Annotated in this window: 11 protein-coding genes; 2 read left to right on the plus strand and 9 right to left on the minus strand. The window is 50.3% G+C overall.

Going from position 1 to position 17,936, the window contains the following annotated elements; all coding sequences use genetic code 11:
• Positions 1 to 66: 66 nt before the first annotated feature.
• Both HMPREF3091_RS00085 and HMPREF3091_RS00090 read left to right on the plus strand, forming a co-directional pair.
• A complete protein-coding gene (locus tag HMPREF3091_RS00085; protein ID WP_008815572.1) occupies positions 67 to 267 on the plus strand; it encodes a 2-hydroxymuconate tautomerase family protein in 201 nt (66 codons plus the stop codon).
• Between the two features lie 190 nt (positions 268 to 457).
• A complete protein-coding gene (locus tag HMPREF3091_RS00090) occupies positions 458 to 1,402 on the plus strand; it encodes a 2-dehydro-3-deoxygluconokinase (RefSeq protein ID WP_070713067.1) in 945 nt (314 codons plus the stop codon).
• 68 nt (positions 1,403 to 1,470) lie between these two features.
• Here HMPREF3091_RS00090 and HMPREF3091_RS00095 read toward each other — a convergent pair whose 3' ends face one another.
• From HMPREF3091_RS00095 to bcsR, 9 genes are all read right to left on the minus strand, one after another.
• The gene (locus tag HMPREF3091_RS00095; RefSeq protein WP_070713070.1) at positions 1,471 to 3,006 is read right to left on the minus strand and encodes a M16 family metallopeptidase; all 1,536 of its coding nucleotides are present in this window, start codon (positions 3,004 to 3,006) and stop codon (positions 1,471 to 1,473) included.
• 352 nt (positions 3,007 to 3,358) lie between these two features.
• Positions 3,359 to 4,642 (minus strand): dicarboxylate/amino acid:cation symporter, encoded by a 1,284-nt coding sequence (locus tag HMPREF3091_RS00100; RefSeq protein ID WP_004091112.1) that lies wholly within the window; start codon positions 4,640 to 4,642, stop codon positions 3,359 to 3,361.
• A 291-nt stretch (positions 4,643 to 4,933) separates the two neighbouring features.
• Positions 4,934 to 6,943, minus strand: coding sequence for a biofilm formation regulator HmsP (gene hmsP / locus HMPREF3091_RS00105; protein ID WP_210403531.1), 2,010 nt, complete (start codon positions 6,941 to 6,943; stop codon positions 4,934 to 4,936).
• A gap of 299 nt (positions 6,944 to 7,242) precedes the next feature.
• On the minus strand, positions 7,243 to 10,749 hold the full coding sequence (gene bcsC / locus HMPREF3091_RS00110) for a cellulose synthase complex outer membrane protein BcsC (RefSeq protein ID WP_070713075.1): 3,507 nt from the start codon (positions 10,747 to 10,749) through the stop codon (positions 7,243 to 7,245).
• Positions 10,722 to 11,927: a cellulose synthase complex periplasmic endoglucanase BcsZ gene (gene bcsZ, locus HMPREF3091_RS00115; RefSeq protein WP_070713078.1), complete on the minus strand. Its 1,206-nt coding sequence runs from the start codon at positions 11,925 to 11,927 to the stop codon at positions 10,722 to 10,724. The genes bcsC and bcsZ overlap by 28 nt, the downstream gene beginning before the upstream one ends.
• 2 nt (positions 11,928 to 11,929) lie before the next feature.
• Entirely contained in the window at positions 11,930 to 14,224 is a 2,295-nt protein-coding gene (bcsB, locus tag HMPREF3091_RS00120) for a cellulose biosynthesis cyclic di-GMP-binding regulatory protein BcsB (RefSeq protein WP_070713168.1), read from the minus strand.
• A gap of 112 nt (positions 14,225 to 14,336) precedes the next feature.
• Positions 14,337 to 16,904: a UDP-forming cellulose synthase catalytic subunit gene (bcsA, locus tag HMPREF3091_RS00125; RefSeq protein ID WP_070713081.1), complete on the minus strand. Its 2,568-nt coding sequence runs from the start codon at positions 16,902 to 16,904 to the stop codon at positions 14,337 to 14,339.
• Positions 16,901 to 17,656, minus strand: coding sequence for a cellulose biosynthesis protein BcsQ (gene bcsQ / locus HMPREF3091_RS00130; RefSeq protein WP_070713085.1), 756 nt, complete (start codon positions 17,654 to 17,656; stop codon positions 16,901 to 16,903). Before bcsQ ends, bcsA begins: the two co-directional genes overlap by 4 nt.
• Entirely contained in the window at positions 17,656 to 17,853 is a 198-nt protein-coding gene (gene bcsR / locus HMPREF3091_RS00135; RefSeq protein ID WP_035502783.1) for a cellulose biosynthesis protein BcsR, read from the minus strand. Before bcsR ends, bcsQ begins: the two co-directional genes overlap by 1 nt.
• Between the last annotated feature and the right edge of the window lie 83 nt (positions 17,854 to 17,936).

Consider the following 17,936-nt stretch of genomic DNA (forward strand, 5'->3'; position numbering starts at 1 on the left):
ACAGCTATTCAGCTTGTTCATTTTATGGGAATAATCGACTCACCTTTCGACAAATGGAGTATCAATATGCCTTTCGTTAATATCAAAATCACCCGTGAAGGCGCCACCGCCGAGCAAAAAGAAGCCCTGATAGCAGGCGTCACTCAGCTACTGGTGGATACCATGGGGAAAAATCCGGCGACGACCGTTGTGATCATTGAAGAGGTTGAAACCGACAATTGGGGAATCGGCGGTAAAAGCGTGACGGAACTGCGCAAGAAAAAATAGCTTATCTACACACCGAATCCAGCTCTGCCTCCCTGCATTCGGGGGAGGTATTCAGAAGCTCTCTCACTATTTTTAGATCCATATCATATAAAAATAGAACACTGTTTTATTTATATTGACGATAGGTTTTCCAACGGGGAAACTAAGGCTATTGCGTCTTTATTATCCTCAATAAAACAGGTTTTTCTTCATGACCACTGCTTCACACTCAAGTGCAAAAATTGCCGTTATCGGTGAATGTATGATTGAACTGTCGCAAAAAGGCGCGGATCTTTCCCGCGGATTTGGTGGCGACACGCTGAATACCTCCGTTTACCTTTCCCGTCAGGTACCAGAATCCAAACTTGCGGTACATTATGTCACTGCGCTGGGTACCGATACATTCAGCAATGAAATGTTGAATGCGTGGCAACATGAGGGAGTCAAAACCGAGCTCACTCAGCGCCTAGAGAACAAACTGCCGGGCCTGTACTTTATTGAAACCGACGCCAGCGGCGAACGTACTTTCTATTATTGGCGCAACGATGCCGCTGCCCGCTATTGGCTGGATAGCGATAGCGCCGAAGCTATCTGTGACCAGCTAGCGCAATTCGATTATCTGTATCTGAGCGGTATTAGCTTGGCTATTCTGAACGACAACAGTCGTGAGCGCTTACTAACATTATTAAAACGCTGCCGTGCCAACGGCGGAAAAGTGATTTTCGATAACAACTACCGCCCACGTTTATGGCAAAGCGTTGAACAGACGCAAGCAGCCTATACAGCGATGCTGTCCTGTACTGATATCGCCTTTTTAACGTTGGATGACGAAGATTTGCTGTGGGGCGCAAAGCCCGTTGATGAAGTGATCGCACGTACTCATGCGCTTGGCGTGAGCGAGGTGGTGATTAAGCGCGGAGCAGATTCCTGCATCGTTTCAGCCGCAGGCCAAACCGTCGATGTGCCCGCCGTCAAACTGCCAAAAGATAAGGTCATCGATACCACCGCCGCAGGTGATTCATTCAGCGCCGGCTATCTCTCTGTGCGTCTGCTCGGTGGTGAACCTGCCGCCGCTGCACAGCGTGGACATCAAACCGCCAGCACCGTCATTCAGTACCGTGGAGCCATTATTCCGCAAGACGCGATGCCTCGCTAAAATACCCGCTGTTTTAACCGACTAATTTCACGCTAGTCCCTTTTCAGAGACTAGCGTGACTATAGAGGCTACTGGGCTGAAGTCGGTTCTTCTTTCGCTGCCGGATCTGTCTGTGGCGCTGGCGCAGAAGAGGTATCTTCTGGAATCGCATCAGCCGCCGCAGCCGCATCTTCCATATTCAATCCCATGATGCTGCTATACACATCACGCAACGCTTTCACGTTTTCTTCCGGCTCTCCGCGCGGTTGGCGCAGGATTAACGTTGGCTCACGGGAAAGTTGGTTATGCAGTTCCTGATTTAGATCGTCCAGCGTCAGCGTCGCCAAGAAATCCTGACGCAGCTTCTGGTAGGTCTCAGGGGAAATATCCACGACGCCGCTTTGCTGAGAGCGTAAACGCTGACTCATCAGAATATCAGTATCGGTACGCGCGTAGGTGGCAAACAGCTTCGTGAGCTGATCTTTCTTCTGCGCAACGATAGTATCGAATTCTTGCTGAGTAATACCGTCGTCATGTACCGCAGACATTTCGGTCGCAATAAAGCTCAGAGCCTTATTCAAATTCGCCTGAGTGGTGGCCAGATGGATAGCACATTGCGAACGCTGATATTGCACTTGGCAATCAAACATCAGGTTTACCGAACCTTTCAGATCGCTGTTAGCTAAAACCTGCTGCAGATGGCTAAACAGGGCTTCTCGCGCGAAATCGCTTTTCCAGTAGCGCTGTAGAACCTGCGAATCGCGGATGGGTTGCCAAGGCACATCCCATGTGATCGACAGCGTGTCTTGCTGTGCATTATCGGCGATCAGATTAATGGGGGTGTTTGGCAACGGTGCGAGCGTTGGCAGAGTCGCAGGCGTTTCACGCTTACCTTTTAACTCAGCAAAAGCCTTATTGATCTGCTCGCTTAAAGAACGGGAGTCTACGTTCCCCACCACATACAGGGTCATAGCATCTGGTGTATACCACTGCTGATAAAACGATTTCAGCTGTTGGATATCAACCGGTCGATTTGGCCCTTGACCAGGCTCATGTCCTAACAGCGTTGACCCCTTGAGACGCAATCGCCACCAAGGATCATTAGCATCAGAAGGCAATGTCGCCACGAGATTTTCCGGCGACTGCAACGCGCTAATCACCGTATTATTATCAATCTGCAGCTTACCTGCTGTATTGGCTAACCACTGCAAAGCATCCTTCAGCAGTTCAGGGCGGTTATTAGGCAGGCTAAGATTGTAAGCGGTGTAATCATAAGAGCTCACCGCCGGAGGCAACGGGCGCTGAGGATCAATACTTTGCTGCCAGAACGATTGTAACTGGCTGGCGGTGAAATTATCGCTGTGTGTTAATGCTAAGCGTGGCAGCAAATGGGCAAACCCCACCTGCTGGCTTGATTCTACAAGTGAGCCAGTGCTCACAATCATACGCAATTCAATCCGATCGGATGGGCGCTGTGGCGTGGCGAGCAGTTGCCATGAAAAACCATTATCTAGTTTTCCTTCCTGCCACGCAGGATCGGGCTGTAGTGCTTCAGAATGCACAGTGCTGCTGGCCGCTGCCAGCAACAATCCACCAACCATAAGCCGAATTTTGGTGCCTTGCATGTGAACCCCTACTAAATACTGACAATAATGTACGAATTCCCCTGAGGAAGATGACCTATCTGGCCCATAACAACGGCTAACTCAGTGTGATGAGTCAAACATCGATTTTTAGACCACGAGAGTAGGCTTATGTCTCCTGACAGAGAGAAAAAAAATTCTAAGCAACGCCAAACTAAGATAACGAGAGTCTCAGGAAGATGGCAAACATCTATTGCCAACGTATCTGTAACTCGCGCATGAAGAGTAAGCGGTTGTAGAAATGAATGGGCACATTATAAAGATGCCCCCGCTCGCATCAAGCGAATGGGGGCAATCCGTCATGTTCGGTAACAAAAACCGAGAAATAGGAGGGTTATAGCGTCTGAGTTTGCGTTGCGCTGCGGTCTTTTTTACCTAAAACCGCTCTCATTTGGTTTTCATCCAGTTGGCGAACACGTTTAGCCACGACGATAGTTGCCACGCCATTTCCAATCAGGTTGGTCAGCGCACGAGCTTCGGACATAAAGCGGTCAATACCTAAAATCAGCGCCAATCCCGCCACCGGCAAATGACCTACCGCAGAAATTGTCGCTGCCAGAACGATGAATCCGCTTCCAGTTACACCGGCTGCCCCTTTGGAGGAGAGCAGTAACACCACCAGCAAAGTGATTTGATGCCAGATATCCATATGGGAGTTAGTGGCCTGCGCAATAAACACCGCCGCCATCGTGAGATAAATCGACGTACCATCCAGATTAAACGAATATCCGGTCGGTATGACTAACCCGACTACCGATTTTTTACACCCGACTTTCTCCATCTTATCCAGCATACGTGGCAGCGCAGACTCAGATGACGATGTGCCCAGAACAATCAGCAGTTCTTCTTTGATATAGGCAATGAAGCGGAAGATGCTAAATCCGGTCGCTTTAGCAATCGAGCCAAGCACAAACACCACGAACAGCACACAGGTAATATAGAAGCAGACAATCAACTGCCCCAGCTGTACCAGTGTACCAACGCCGTATTTACCAATGGTGAAGGCCATTGCACCAAATGCACCTATCGGAGCCAGCTTCATAATCATATTGATGATGCCAAAAATAACTTTGGAGAAGCTATCGATGAAGTTGAACATCATCTGGCCCTTTTCACCTAAATGATGCAGTGCAAAACCAAACATCACGGCAAATAGCAGAACCTGAAGAATATTACCGCTAGCAAAAGCACCAATGACGCTGCCAGGGATAATATCCATAATGAACGCCACCAACCCCTGCTGCGCTGCCTGATCGGCATACACTGCAACGGCCTTAGCATCTAACGCGGCAGGATCGACGTTCATCCCAGCGCCTGGCTGAACGATGTTAACAATGACCAGACCGATAATTAACGCGATGGTGCTGACCACTTCAAAATAGAGCAGAGCAATTGCGCCAGTACGGCCAACCGCCTTCATGCTCTCCATACCTGCAATGCCAGTTACCACCGTACAGAAGATAACTGGAGCAATAATCATTTTGATGAGTTTAACAAATCCGTCGCCCAGAGGTTTCATCTGTGCGCCGAGGTCAGGGTAGAAATGGCCCAGTAATATCCCCAGTGAAATAGCTAATAACACCTGGAAATAAAGGCTTTTAAAGATATTTTTTTTCATATTATTCACTTCCTTATCGGGTACGCACGCATCAGATACAACGCACCAAAGGAGGGTTACACCTAGTACAACCTTCCTTTATATGACTCTGTACTGCGTTGGACGCAAAATAACACCGGCGTAACAATATGGAAATGCAATGTTGTAATTAGTAACCAAATTTTATCATTTTTATGAGCTGAAACGCATCAAACCCGCAATGAAAAAAGGGTTATCAATACAAAAAGAGGGGTTTTATTGAAAGAATGGCCAGAAGTCTGGCCATAATTATTTGTTTCGAAAAGAGAATAATTAAATTAGGAAATATTTTCGTTCAAACTCATCTTGCGGCAACGCCGGTGAGAACCAATATCCCTGCGCATAGTAGATCCCGTGCTTAAGCAGCCACTCACATTGAGTGTGTGATTCCACGCCTTCAGCCACGACGTCTAAAGCGAGAACCTCCGCAATGGACGCGACAATTCGTACGAGAGCATCATCATGAGGGATCTGATCGACGAAGTTTTTATCGATTTTGATAATATCCACTGGCAAATGCTGCAAATAGTTTAAGCCCGCGTAACCCATACCAAAATCATCCAACGCAACCTTAATACCGATTTTTCGCAGCCGTGCTAGCATTTCGGCAGCCTGAGTTATGTTGCTGATATAAGCAGTTTCCGTCACCTCAAGATGAAGCATATGCGGATCAAGTTGATACTCAAGCAGCATTCTCTCCAGTAGCTCAACGTAGTCAAGATTGGCAATTTGAACACCAGAAACATTCAGAGAAATAGGCACGCCGATATTCTGTTTCTGCCATGTCGATAAGATCTCCATCGACTCGGTGATCACCCACTCGCCTAAGGCTTCTATCCCCCCCACCTCTTCGGCAAGAGGAATAAACTCAGAGGGCAGCATCAGTTCGCCATCTTGGCGATTCCAGCGGATGAGAGCTTCTGCCCCAGCTAAACGTCCTGTACGCAGGTCGATTTGCGGCTGAAGGTAGAGAGAGAAGTCCCCTTGGGTCAGGGCAGACATAATCTCCGTCTCTTTAGTTAGCCGATCTTTGGCCTTTTGAGCCAGCGTCGGCTCAAAGAATAAAATTTGATTTTTTCCTTCACGCGCCGCGACATTCATTGCCGAACTGGCCTGACTCAACAGCTGTTCTGCGTCTCTCTTAGCATCAATCGGCGTCTTAGGATCTGGCTGATAAAGCGAAATCCCAATACAGGCTGTTGGCCTGATCGCAATGGCACCTAAATCGAGCGGCTGGGTGATAATATCCATCACGTTTTTAGCGAACAGCGTCAGCGAATGCGGCATCTCAACGTTGCGCACCAAAACCACGAAGCGATCCTGATTAATCTGCGCCAACATATCAGACTCACTGACACAGGCTTTCAGCCGACAAATGAGCGAATTCAGCAGCGTATCACGCTGAGCGGCATCAAGAACGCCCATAGCCTCTTGCAGAGTACAAATATTAATCACCACAATGCCGGCGTTTTCTTTCCGGCAAACCAGCAAATGTTGCTCCAGTAGCGGAATGAATAGCGTCATGTTAGGCAAATTTGTCACTGGATTGCGCGTCGACATGCGGCTCATCACCTGATGCGCTTTTTCCAAGGCCTGCTGGTTGCGGTTATAGTTGCGCACCAGCAATCCCAGCTCGTCATCGCCGTGTAGCGGAGGTGGCGTTAGCTGATGAAAATTAGGCGCATCCAACGGCATGCTGCGCAACTCTTGCGCCAGCGCCCGCAGTGGATACACCAGCAGTCGGTTCATACACCAACTAATCGCGACCGTTAAAATCAGGGCCAGCAGAAGATACGTCGACACCATCGTAGACAGCGTCGAGAGAATAAATTGGTAAATACGGAACGAATCGGCCTGTAGCACCAGATAAGACGATGGCTGGCGTGCGGCAATATTTCGTTCAGTTCCGTAGAGCGGCATAGAAACCTGAACGGGCAGATCAAAGATCTGCATGACGGCTTCAGGAACCGCCCGCTCCTGAGGAAAACGCCCTTTAAGCGCTTGAAGCTCATTAGGTAGCATGACGTCGGCACGGCTGAGAATGCCAATGGGAACGAGGCTATCGAGAATTTTCTGCGCTCTCACTGCGTCCATATTCAGCATCGCCTCCGATAGAGGCTCACGAACCGAATGCGCCAAATTCTCCAGTTGCTGGACGTAGTCCTCCTTGCGTTGGTCCACAAAGTGGAACAACTGAATCACGACAAAAATACAAATCGTAATAAGTGCCACAACAGACACCATTGCCATTTGTTTGATCGTTAAGGAACGACTGACTCGCAAACTGTCTCTCCGATAACATAAAAAAATTGCGACATGTTTGGTTGGCTAGTAATAAAACCGCCCATTTACCCGCCAGAGTATACTTGATCACATCGGTTTTTAACCCTAAAGCCGAACTCTTTAACAAACAATTACACTGATTTAAGCGTAATCGTGTTAAACCGATGTGTTTTACACCATTTTTAACCACAAATTCAGCCAATTTCTGCACAGCCAAAAAATAAAAAGACCCGCCATATTAGAATACAGCGGGTCTTTTTATGCGCAAATGGCTCATTGAGAGCCTTCTGCTGAGTTAATTATTTGAAATCAGCATAAGGCGTAAGCGGCTGTGGTGGCAGATCCATATCGCCCTGCCAACCGGCAGCCGAGTACCGGATATAAATTAGGCCATGGCTTGGGGTGTAATCTTTCGCCTGCTGAATATCTACACCGGCGCCAATAAACCAGTTAGAGGTCACTCGGCGTTCGATAATCGCCCGCAGAGTATAACCTACGCCGCTACTGCTACTGCCGCTATCCGTATCATATTTATCCGTATACTTGTTATTCTTTTTATCCGGCTCAGGGAGCAGGCTTTTAATCGGATAACGATCGGTCGTGCTAGTTTTTGAATGTGACCAAGATACTGACCCCCCAAGCTCCCACGACCAATTCTCCGTACGCTGACGGTAATTCACCGGCACGCCAAAGGAAACATATTGCTGTGGGCTATAGTAACCCCCTTGCCCCAGCGTATAGCCGCTCAAATCTTTGTCATAATGCCAAATCATGTTGCTGAGCCCGATGGTGACGCGGCGGTTATTTTCGTTGATCAGCTTGTAGTAATAGCCCGCCATCCAGCGAATGCTGCTGTTGTCCTCGACGTTTTTCCCCGTCAACTTATCCGCACTCAGATCGGCCCACACCCCGTTAGCTTCGCCACGATCATAGCTACCACTGATCCCGACACCAGTACGGCGCACACCTCCCCATGTGGTTCCTGTCTGATCGTCCTTCTGCCCACCCAATGCCAATAATGAGCTAGAAATCGGGCGACGATGCGCGTTCACCGTCCAACCAATATGGTTCCAATCGTTGCTATAACTGAGCCCACCGACCCAATCGACCACATCAAACCCCATCGGGGTAGTACCGAAATCCCCTTCCCAATTGGCGTTTTTCCAACCCGCAGCCAAGCTCGCGCCCGTAGAGTTTTGGCTATTGCCTGGTTTACAGCCGTTCACATAGCAAGTGCCAAATTTCTCTTTATAGGCGCCACCTTTAAACGAACCGGCCTGCATATCCACGACGTCTGTGCGGAGGAACATGCGCCCGTCATATAACGGGGCATCCATCTGCAGCATGGTGGTATTGGCGGTGAGGTCTGAATACCCTCCTGTGCCGCTTGAGTGAGCATAATCGTGATCCAGCGTAACGTTCACGTCCTGTTGACGATAAAGATCGGCGGCATCAGAGCGCACGCCGCGTTTGAGCCAATCATCTTTTTCATCGTTACGCGTTAGACGTGTGAAGGTATCGTTGTCCTGTGGTTTGCTTGGCGCAATACCCGAAGTCACCATGGCATCGCGATAATAATCGAGAGCTTTATCGGGATGGCCTTGTTTTTGTTCAAAACGAGCCGCATCACGCATCACTAACGCACCAGCCTGACCTGGCGATTTAGCCGCCTGCGGCGTAATGCGATCAAAAATTTCCTGCGCCTTGGACATATCTCCCACCGATGCCCAAGCACCAGCCACACGGCGTTCGGTATTCATACTCGGCGCATCAGCCGGTTTCTCTTGCTGTAATGCCTGCAACTGAGAGCGAGCCTGCTCTAACTCCCCTTGCGCAATAAAGGCTTCAATCTCCCCCAGATGCGCAGATGGATTGTTGGGCTCTCGCTGGAGCACACCGCGATAGCCCGCCAAGGCGGCAGCGTAGTCTTCACGCTCCATGGCCCAATCCGCAAGGGTGAGATCCACCTGTGTATTCGCCGGCTGCTGACGTAGGTAAGCAATCGCTTCGTCTTCATGCCCCGCATCGCGTAGGTCTTGCGCTTTCTGTAACGTCTCGCCAAAGTGCAAACGATCTGAAAGCTCGCGAATATCAGTGTCCCATTTGGTTTTCGGCAGAGAGTCCACCAGAGCTAGCGCTGCGCGATCGCGGTCGGTACTGGAAAGGTACAGCGCATGGGCATAAACCTGCTGCGGATCGCCCGGTAGCTGCTGCGCTAGGGTGCTAAAAGCGCGGTCAGCATCATCTGTGCGGCCTGCCGCATGCAGATCTTTAGCCAAACGATAGGTTAACCACACATCGTTGGGCGACAATTTCAAAGCCTGCTGTAGCTTACTGGCTGCCCCCGCCCACTGTTGCTGTTGTTCCAGCACCTGAGCCTGCTGCTGCAACACATCGCTTTGGATACTATTAATCGCGCCCTGCATCGCATTTCGCTGCCCACGCGGTAGGCTATCCAGATAAGCAAGCGCCTTCTCTGGCGACTGTCGTTGGTAAATACCCACTAACCCACGAACCGCGCTGCTATTGGTTGAATCCAGACGAAGTGCTTGCTGATAATAGCGCTCCGCGCTGGCGTCATCTTTGCGAGCAACGGCGACATCACCCAACCCTAATGGCGCGTAGCTATCGGTATTATCGATACCACGAGCCTGCTGATATTTTTGCTGAGCACTATCGAGCTGGTTGGCCTTTAACGCTTTATCGCCGGACTGAATCGCCAGCCAATACTGGTTACTCTTGATTAAGCTGAGCCATTTATCACGGTCATAGCCCGTAGAATCCGCTTTTAGCGCACGTTGGAAATACTCCAACGCCTTCGTGCGATTATCCTGTCGCGCATAGGCCTGACCTAAAGCACCTAAGACATCCGCATCATTAGGTTTCGCCACCAGCGCTTTCTGCAAATCGGGGATAGCAACGCCGCCTTTGCCAGAATCCACCATTGCCAAACCACGGGAACGAGCAACATACGCGGGATCCGTTAGCAATTTCTGTTGGTCAGCCAGTTTTTTACGTGCATCGGCAGCAGATGGATCTTGCCCAAACACCGTCAGATAACGCTGCAACGCGGCCACGCTTTGTGCACTCACAGGCTGCTGATTAATGCTTCCCATCCACAAATCTGCAGCATCGCCGCGCGTACTGTCGTTGGCGGCCATTTTCTCCAACACCGCATAAGCTTTCTGAGTTTGGTTGGTGCCTAACAGCATGCTGGCCAACGTTCTTTGCAATTCACCGTTACCGGGATTACTTTTGCGCAACGTTTCTAGCTGATTAATCACATTGGCTTCTTGCCCTGACTGACGCGCCACCACCCGCAGATATTCCACCGCTAAATCCACCGTGGGCGGGGTACCGTCGAACAGTTTTTGGTATGCCTCAATAGCCTCGGGAACATGTCCCGCGGTGGCTAATAAACGTGCCTGCTGTAGCTGCTGACGGCCTTCCGGCGTGGTTAGCGCCATATTCATCTTGGCTTGCTTATAAGCTTCAGATTCGGGGGCCTGTGTTTTTAATTTATCCAACTGCTGTTGCGCAAGCTGCTGATCGCCCTGACGCAACGCTAGGCGCATACGCGCAGCGATAACATCAGGATTGTTCGGGTCAATCAGCTCTAAGCGATACAACGACTGCTTCACCAAATCATCGCGATGGCTGGCCTCACCCACACGGATTTGTTCCAGCAACCATTGTTCTGGGGAAACCACGGTATCTGCGGCCACAGAAACGCCGGTCATAGACGCGAGGGATAGGCCGATTGAGAGACTCAATCCACTTAATGAGAAGTTGCGATACTTACGCATGTGCTGCTGTCCCAGTGAGGTAATAGCTCACCTTTTAAATTAAAACGATAACGTTGTTGGTCCCATCCTTGGCCAAATAGCGTTAGTACATAGCTGTAATAGGCGTCGTCACCGAGTGGATTATCTTTTACCCGCTGTCGCTGAATGGCTTGAGCTTCTGAACCAGCCAAAAATGGCAATAGCGCCGCCGAGAACCCCGAATTGCCATATCCGGTCGCTTTACCGGTCGCCACATTAACTCTTTCCGGCGGATAACCCAGCTCAGCGGTCATGGTGGCCATCGGTTGCCACTGTTTAATTAATGCGGCTTTGCTGGGATCTTCATCGGCCATCATGCCTGCCCAGAGATAAACGCGAATCGCGTCATAACCGCTGACATTTGGCTTATCCGGCGTTGCTTCCCAGCCCTTACCTTTACGCCAATCAATCCAATCGGGAACAAAACCCTTCGGTGAACTTTCCAGCAGTAGATGCTGGTTATTCTTATGCAGCGCCGCCCATGGGCCATGAAAATGAGCCATCCGCGCCATCAACTGTGGCGGCAAATAGCTCGGGTTAACGGTCCACACCGGTGGATGAGAGAAGCCGACACGTCCGGGCAGCAGCATTACGCCAAATCCCGGCAGCTCAGCCACTTCTTCGCTCGCGATACGCTGAAGCAGTAAGACGCCGAGCGATTGATAGCTACGCACCTTCCATAGCCGCCCCGCCTCCATCAGCGAATAGGCAATCCATAAATCAGAATCGGACGCTGAGTTGGTATCCAAAACGCCCCATTCTTCTTTGCCTTCTTGATTCTTCTCTTTCATTCCCCACAGCCAGGCTGGAAGCCGCGCACTGAGATCGCCCTGCGCCAGATTGTTCTGTGTCCACTGCAGGATATTGTCGAACGCAGCCCTATCGTTGGCCACTAATGCAAAGAAGAGTCCGTAGCTTTGTCCTTCCGAGGTCGTGATTTTCTTCGGACTGCTAGGATCGATCACTCGCCCTTGTTCGCTGATGTACTGCTGTTTGAACTGCTGCCATTCCGGCCAGTCACAGGCGGCAACGGCATGAGTTGCAAGGCTGGATAGCAGTAACAATCCACCAATGGCACCGATCTGCCACCAGCCTGATTCAGCGCCTCTCCCCGTTAAAGGAGAGGCGGATAGAACTCGGGTTTTTATCCACCCAAACATGATTAGTCTCGCTCATCCGGAGACAAGCGGCGACGGCGTAAAATACGTAGCAGACGCCACAGCACAATCGCTATCAGCACAACGCTCACCGCAGACATCACGGCAACCAGAATCGGATGGGTCGCAAACATATGCCACAAACGCTCCCACCACGGCAGATGGCCTACGTAGTAGATATCACCCACGCGCATACTGTTTACGCCTGATTCGCGGATAACCACCACTGAGCCTGACATTGCCGCTTTCTTGCCGCTGTCGATCATGGCCTCATTGAGTAAGCTGTAGCCGCGAGGGCTATCTGCCAGCAGCGCAACAACGCTACGCTGATCATGGTATGGCGATTGGAACCCAATCACCGCAGCCATTGCGCCATCGGAGCGAACCGTAGTTTGCGAATCAGGTTTCATCGAAGACGCCTCTGGCATGATGGTATCCAGATTTGGTTTACGCATCGGCATCTTGATCCAGCTTTGGGTCGCATCCACCAGAAGATCGATTTTATCGTCGTTTTTCAACGCGTCAGGGATCGTGCCAATCAGCAACACATCGCTATCTTTGTCTTTGACCTGCGCCCAATCGTCGGTTAACGATACATTCAACGCTGGGAAGCCCGTCTGAGCGCCAATGCTACCCAGAGCATTCAGCATGGCCGTTACCTGTGACGCCGTGGATTGTTTACTCACAACCACTTCAGTCTCGGACAAATCAGCCAGACGGCTGAATGGGAAACCAGCGTTAACAAACGAACGCAGATCCGGCATCGCCATAAAGTGGCGATAGCCAGAGAAGTCGATGGTCGAATTACCGTCAATCGCAACGGTATTAGGTATCGGCTGTGACGTTACACAGTTATTGAGTGAACCACCTGAAATCGGATTCGCATAATTGAACTCAAAACGTAGCTGATTACTGGCTCCCAGCTTCAGCGCCGGAATAGAAACATCCGTGTTTTTATCAATAAGACCTTGGAACAGAGGCAAGCGCATTAGCAGCGCGCCCTTCTCCTTCTCTGGCACCAAGTTATAGGCCTGAATAAACTGGTTATTCAGGTAAATACCCATGCGAGAGCCGTCGGCGGTCAGCGGCGACGTATAGCGATACTTCATCCGCATATCAATGCCGGTACTGCGGATCAGGAATAGGTCTGGTGGTAGATTCAGAGTGACGCTAATCGGTGACGGCTCAAGACCGCTGGATTGCAGCTGCTCTGCATACGTTTGCAGTTCAGAGAAGGTCATTGGGCGATCGGTACGCACCCAGTTTGGCGCATCGTATGGTATGCGTGGTGCGAGGGTTTTCACCCCTTCAACCTCAACGCTGGCACCGCGGAACAGGACATTCCCCTGTGCAATACCGCGTACCGCCGTCATCAGATCTTTATCATCACGACCCAACACCAGCAGCAGTTTCACATAAGGATTATCTGGGTGGCTGATCATCTCCACGACAGGGCCATTCACCGCAGGGTAATCGCGCAGGAAATCTGGGCGTTTATCATTGGTGGCAAACACAACGGCATGTTTTTCTGGCAACTGATTAAACAAAACAGGGAAATTTTGCCCGCGCCACTGCGCCTTCGAACCAAACCAAGAGGCTAATACACCCGCGGCTCGTTGCTCCGCCAGATTTGGCTGACCTGCAAACACGATTGGCAGCGTCAGAGCGCTATAATCGCGCGCGTCGAAGAATGGCTCAGGGAAATAGGAAAGATCGTTTTTAAGCGGCAGCCCCTGATAGGTTAAATCAACCGAACTCGCGTTACTCACATCCAGCCACACAGCGTTACTGGCTGGGTTTCCACAGATCTCCCGATGATTACCCACAAACTCAAGGCGTACTCGGTTAAAGTCAGTGATATAGCGTGGGTCGATCGGTACCTGAGCACTGTTTTTTTTACCTAGTTGCTCTTTAGATATCGGTAAAACACCCATCAGTTGATCGTTAAGAAAAACCTTAACCTGTGACTCGACGGGTAACAGCGCCGGTGACGGTGTAAATTCAAGATTGAGCATCGCATTCGAAACGACTTCGTCGCTGCGTACGCCAAACTCAAACTGGCCGGTAGGATCGACACCGCGCAAGTGCATGCTACCAGGCGCTGGCGCAATCTTAGCAAAGGTTAAATTCACGTCACGAGTCGGAACTGCGACAACCTGAGGTTGTGCTGCAACCGTTTCACTCGTTGCCACAGTGGCATCCGTACTTTCCGTTCCTATAACAGGAGACACGGGCTCAGCATGCACCAATGTGCTAATACCTAATGCCACTGCTGTTAGCCAAAATATTTTTTTATTCATCGCATTATCATCAATGTTGAGCCAATGTCTGAACCACCGTTCTTCGATTGTTTTGGGTCTATCAATTCCAAACATCGTTGTGCGGTGCCGGATCGTTTATTGTTCCTTCCTGCTAAGCCTTGCTCACCCCACGTGGGATAAACGACACCGTCCACGTAACCAGCGTAGTGAATCCAATAAAAACACTGCGCAAAATAGGAGGAGCGTAATCAGCAAGGCTTTGATATCCACGGAATCCCAGTTTCAAAATATCCAGCAAACTCTCTACCGGTTTGTCTTGGGCAAAGCTGTCCTGCCATAGCGCCCACGTGTCGGCGCGCGCAAACGTACACTGAATAAATTCGATATGCTGGGCCACACTCATGTTGTCCATGCGCAACCCAGCTTTCTGACCGAAGACGCGTGTTACCTTCGCGGGGAACGAATATTCCTGTTGTCCACGTTTAAGCATCAGCGTGATATTTTCCCCATCATTGAGTACGCTGCCTTCCCGCAACTCGACGCCCACGCCGCCGTCGGAATAATCGCGTAGCGTACAAGGGAAGATGTGGCCGTCTTTGCGTGCAATTGCCGCGGGCATCGCAATTTCCACGCGGTGAGATTGGCGAACCTGTTTCGTTTCAACCGATACCGCCACCGCACCGCCCAGAATGATCATGTTGTAGAACACCCACGCCATACTCATTGCTACCGTCCAGATTTCATCTTGTGGGCCGAACGACATACGCCAAATCCCCAAAATCAAACCGGCAAAGTTGAGCAACACCAAAATCAGGTACGGGCGGGTAATAACCCAGTCAACGTGCTGATGTTCAACCAACCCACCTTTCGCCGTCACGTTGAACTTCCCTTTGTGCGGGTTAAGCAGCGCCACCGTGGTTGGCCGAGCGATGTACCATGCCAATACGGTTTCATAGATTTCACTCCAAAATGAATGACGATATTTGCCCTGAATTTTGGAGTTAGTCAGACTTGAGTGAACGATATGTGGGATCACATACAACGCAATCGCCAGCGCTGGGGCGAAAATGATATAGGCGTGCATCAGCAAAAACGCCAGAGGCGCGGTGAGGAAAATGAGCCGTGGTATACCGGACAGAAAGTGCAACATCGCGTTGGCATAACAGATACGCTGCGCCAGCTTCAGGCCTTTGCCAAGCAATGGATTATCTAAACGGAAAATCTGCACCATCCCGCGAGCCCATCGAATACGCTGGCCGATATGTGCCGAAAGACTTTCGGTGGCTAACCCCGCAGCCTGTGGGATACGGATATAAGCCGATGTCCACCCACGACGGTGTAGACGTAAAGAGGTGTGAGCATCTTCGGTAACGGTTTCAACGGCGATACCGCCGACTTCGTCCAGCGCGCTACGACGCAATACGGCACACGAACCACAGAAGAAAGTGGCATCCCACATGTCGTTACCGTCCTGTAGCAACCCATAAAATAGAGTGCCTTCGTTCGGCGTTCGACGGAAACGGCCCAAGTTACGTTCAAAAGGATCGGGGGAGAAAAAATGATGCGGTGTCTGCATCATGCCCAGCTTTTTATCTTTGAAGAACCAACCCAAAGTTAGCTGTAGAAATGAGCGAGTGGGGACATGGTCACAGTCAAAAATCGCAACGAACTCACCGGTAGCCTGTTTCAACGCGTTATTAATATTACCGGCCTTGGCATGCTCATGGGTCGTGCGAGCGATATATTTCACCCCAACCTGCTCAGCAAACTCCCGAAACTCTTCACGTCCACCATCGTCTAACAGCCAGATGTTCAATTTTTCTTTTGGCCAATCGATGCCGAGAGCCGCATAGATGGTGGGCTTCACCACACTCATATCTTCGTTATAGGTTGGCACCATAATATCAATGGTCGGCCATGACTTAACGTCTTCCGGCATAGGCGCTGGCTGGCGATTCAGCGGCCAAATGGTTTGGAAATAGCCCAGAACTAAAACGACCCATGCATAGGTTTCAGCGGCAAGCAGCAGCAATCCACAGATTAAGCTGACCGGATCGTCCCAGTTAAGCGTTGAGGTATAGCGCCACCAGATATAACGACAAGAGACCGTTAGCGACAAAACAATCATCATCAACGACGAAAAACGGCCTGGGATACGCCGCACCACCATCGCGATGCCCCACAGCAGCACCACGAATACAAACTGCGAACTTAAGTCAAACGGCTGGGAAATACAGAGCAACGCGAGAATAGCGGAGAATACACACATAACGCCCAATACCAGACGGCGTAGACCTTGGCCTAAACGGTTAAAGGCCTGTTCCGACTCCTCCGCACCATGCTCCTGCATCTTCTCTGGTAAGCTTTTCAGCCAATCATGATAGCCGCTATGCCATTTTTTAATCTGCGCGCGGATACCCCACTCTTTCGCGTTTTTCCCCGAGAAAAATACGACCAGCCACAGACTCTGGATCGCGTAACGAACAATATCGAGTGGACGAGGACGCTGCGGATCAATATGCGGAAAAAGCGCCGTTTGTTGCGCACGGATCTGCTGCCAGCGGGGTGATTCCAGCTTGAGAAAGAACCACGCCATCGTCAGCCAGAAGCAGCCTAATACGGAACCCAATACTGACGCTGACTGCCGATATTGGTAGTAACGATCGACCAAAGCTTGACGCGCTGGCCGCATGAGAAAGAGATCGAGAAGGAGACTCATGGGGTCATCCCATCCGCGGCATTGCCTTCAGCATCGAAATGCAGCAAACACCAGTTGGCGAGCGTCATAATTTCTTCCGCCGCCAAAGAGTGCGGATAATATTCGCCGAGCGGCTGTTTGACAGCGCTGGCCTCAGCCATCGCCTCGTCACGGTGGATCACCATCGGCAGCAAAGAAGGTAAACTTTGCAGCCAAAGCTGGTAGATATCTTCTTGCAGCTGGCTCGTCGCTAATAGCTGATTAGCCAACAGGAAAACGCCCTGCGGGAGGGGCTGTTGATGCAACCGAATGTGGCAGTTGGTATCAGGAACAATGACGTTTATTACACTATCGGCCAGCGAGATAAAATGCTGCACCAGTGGGTGTACACCGTTGGGAACATCGAGCAAAATCCAGTTATATCTGCCGCTCGCTCGCAACGCGTTAATATTTCGCGACCAGTCTATCCAACGCGTTACGTCAGTAAAAAATTGAGCGTGCTCATCACCGTTAATCTGTCCAAAAGGCAAGAAATCCAGCAATTCTGTGTAACGTAATGCAGCGTCTTGCCATGCGGTACCATCAAACTCGGCGCGAGCCCAGCCTTGGGGATGAGCGAAGTCAGTATTAAAGTGCATACGTAATAGATTTGCAGGCGTCATATCGATCACCAATACTGACTCACCTAACTGTTGTAACCCCCACGCCAATGCGGCGGTGATGGATGTCGTGCCCACACCACCTCGTAGTCCTTGCAAAGCAATAACAGCCATTAACGGACGCTCCTCGTTAATTGAGTGAGCTCGGCCAATAGCGGCCAACGGCGAATCACTTCGTTCATATGCTCTTGACGTGAGATATCAACATAGTTGATTTTAGGAATAGCAAAAGCTTTGCTCAGTGCAGCAATATCATTTTGGAAAGTAAACGTAGGATCTTTCGCAATTAGATTAATTCTTTTGTCATTCATTCTGCTATCCATGAAAAATCGACTAATGTTTATGATTATAGACAGCTTAAAAAAACCAGTGACTACAACGTAATAGCGGGTAC

This window comes from Hafnia sp. HMSC23F03 (genome assembly GCF_001816025.1).
Taxonomy (GTDB): Bacteria; Pseudomonadota; Gammaproteobacteria; order Enterobacterales; family Enterobacteriaceae; genus Hafnia; species Hafnia paralvei.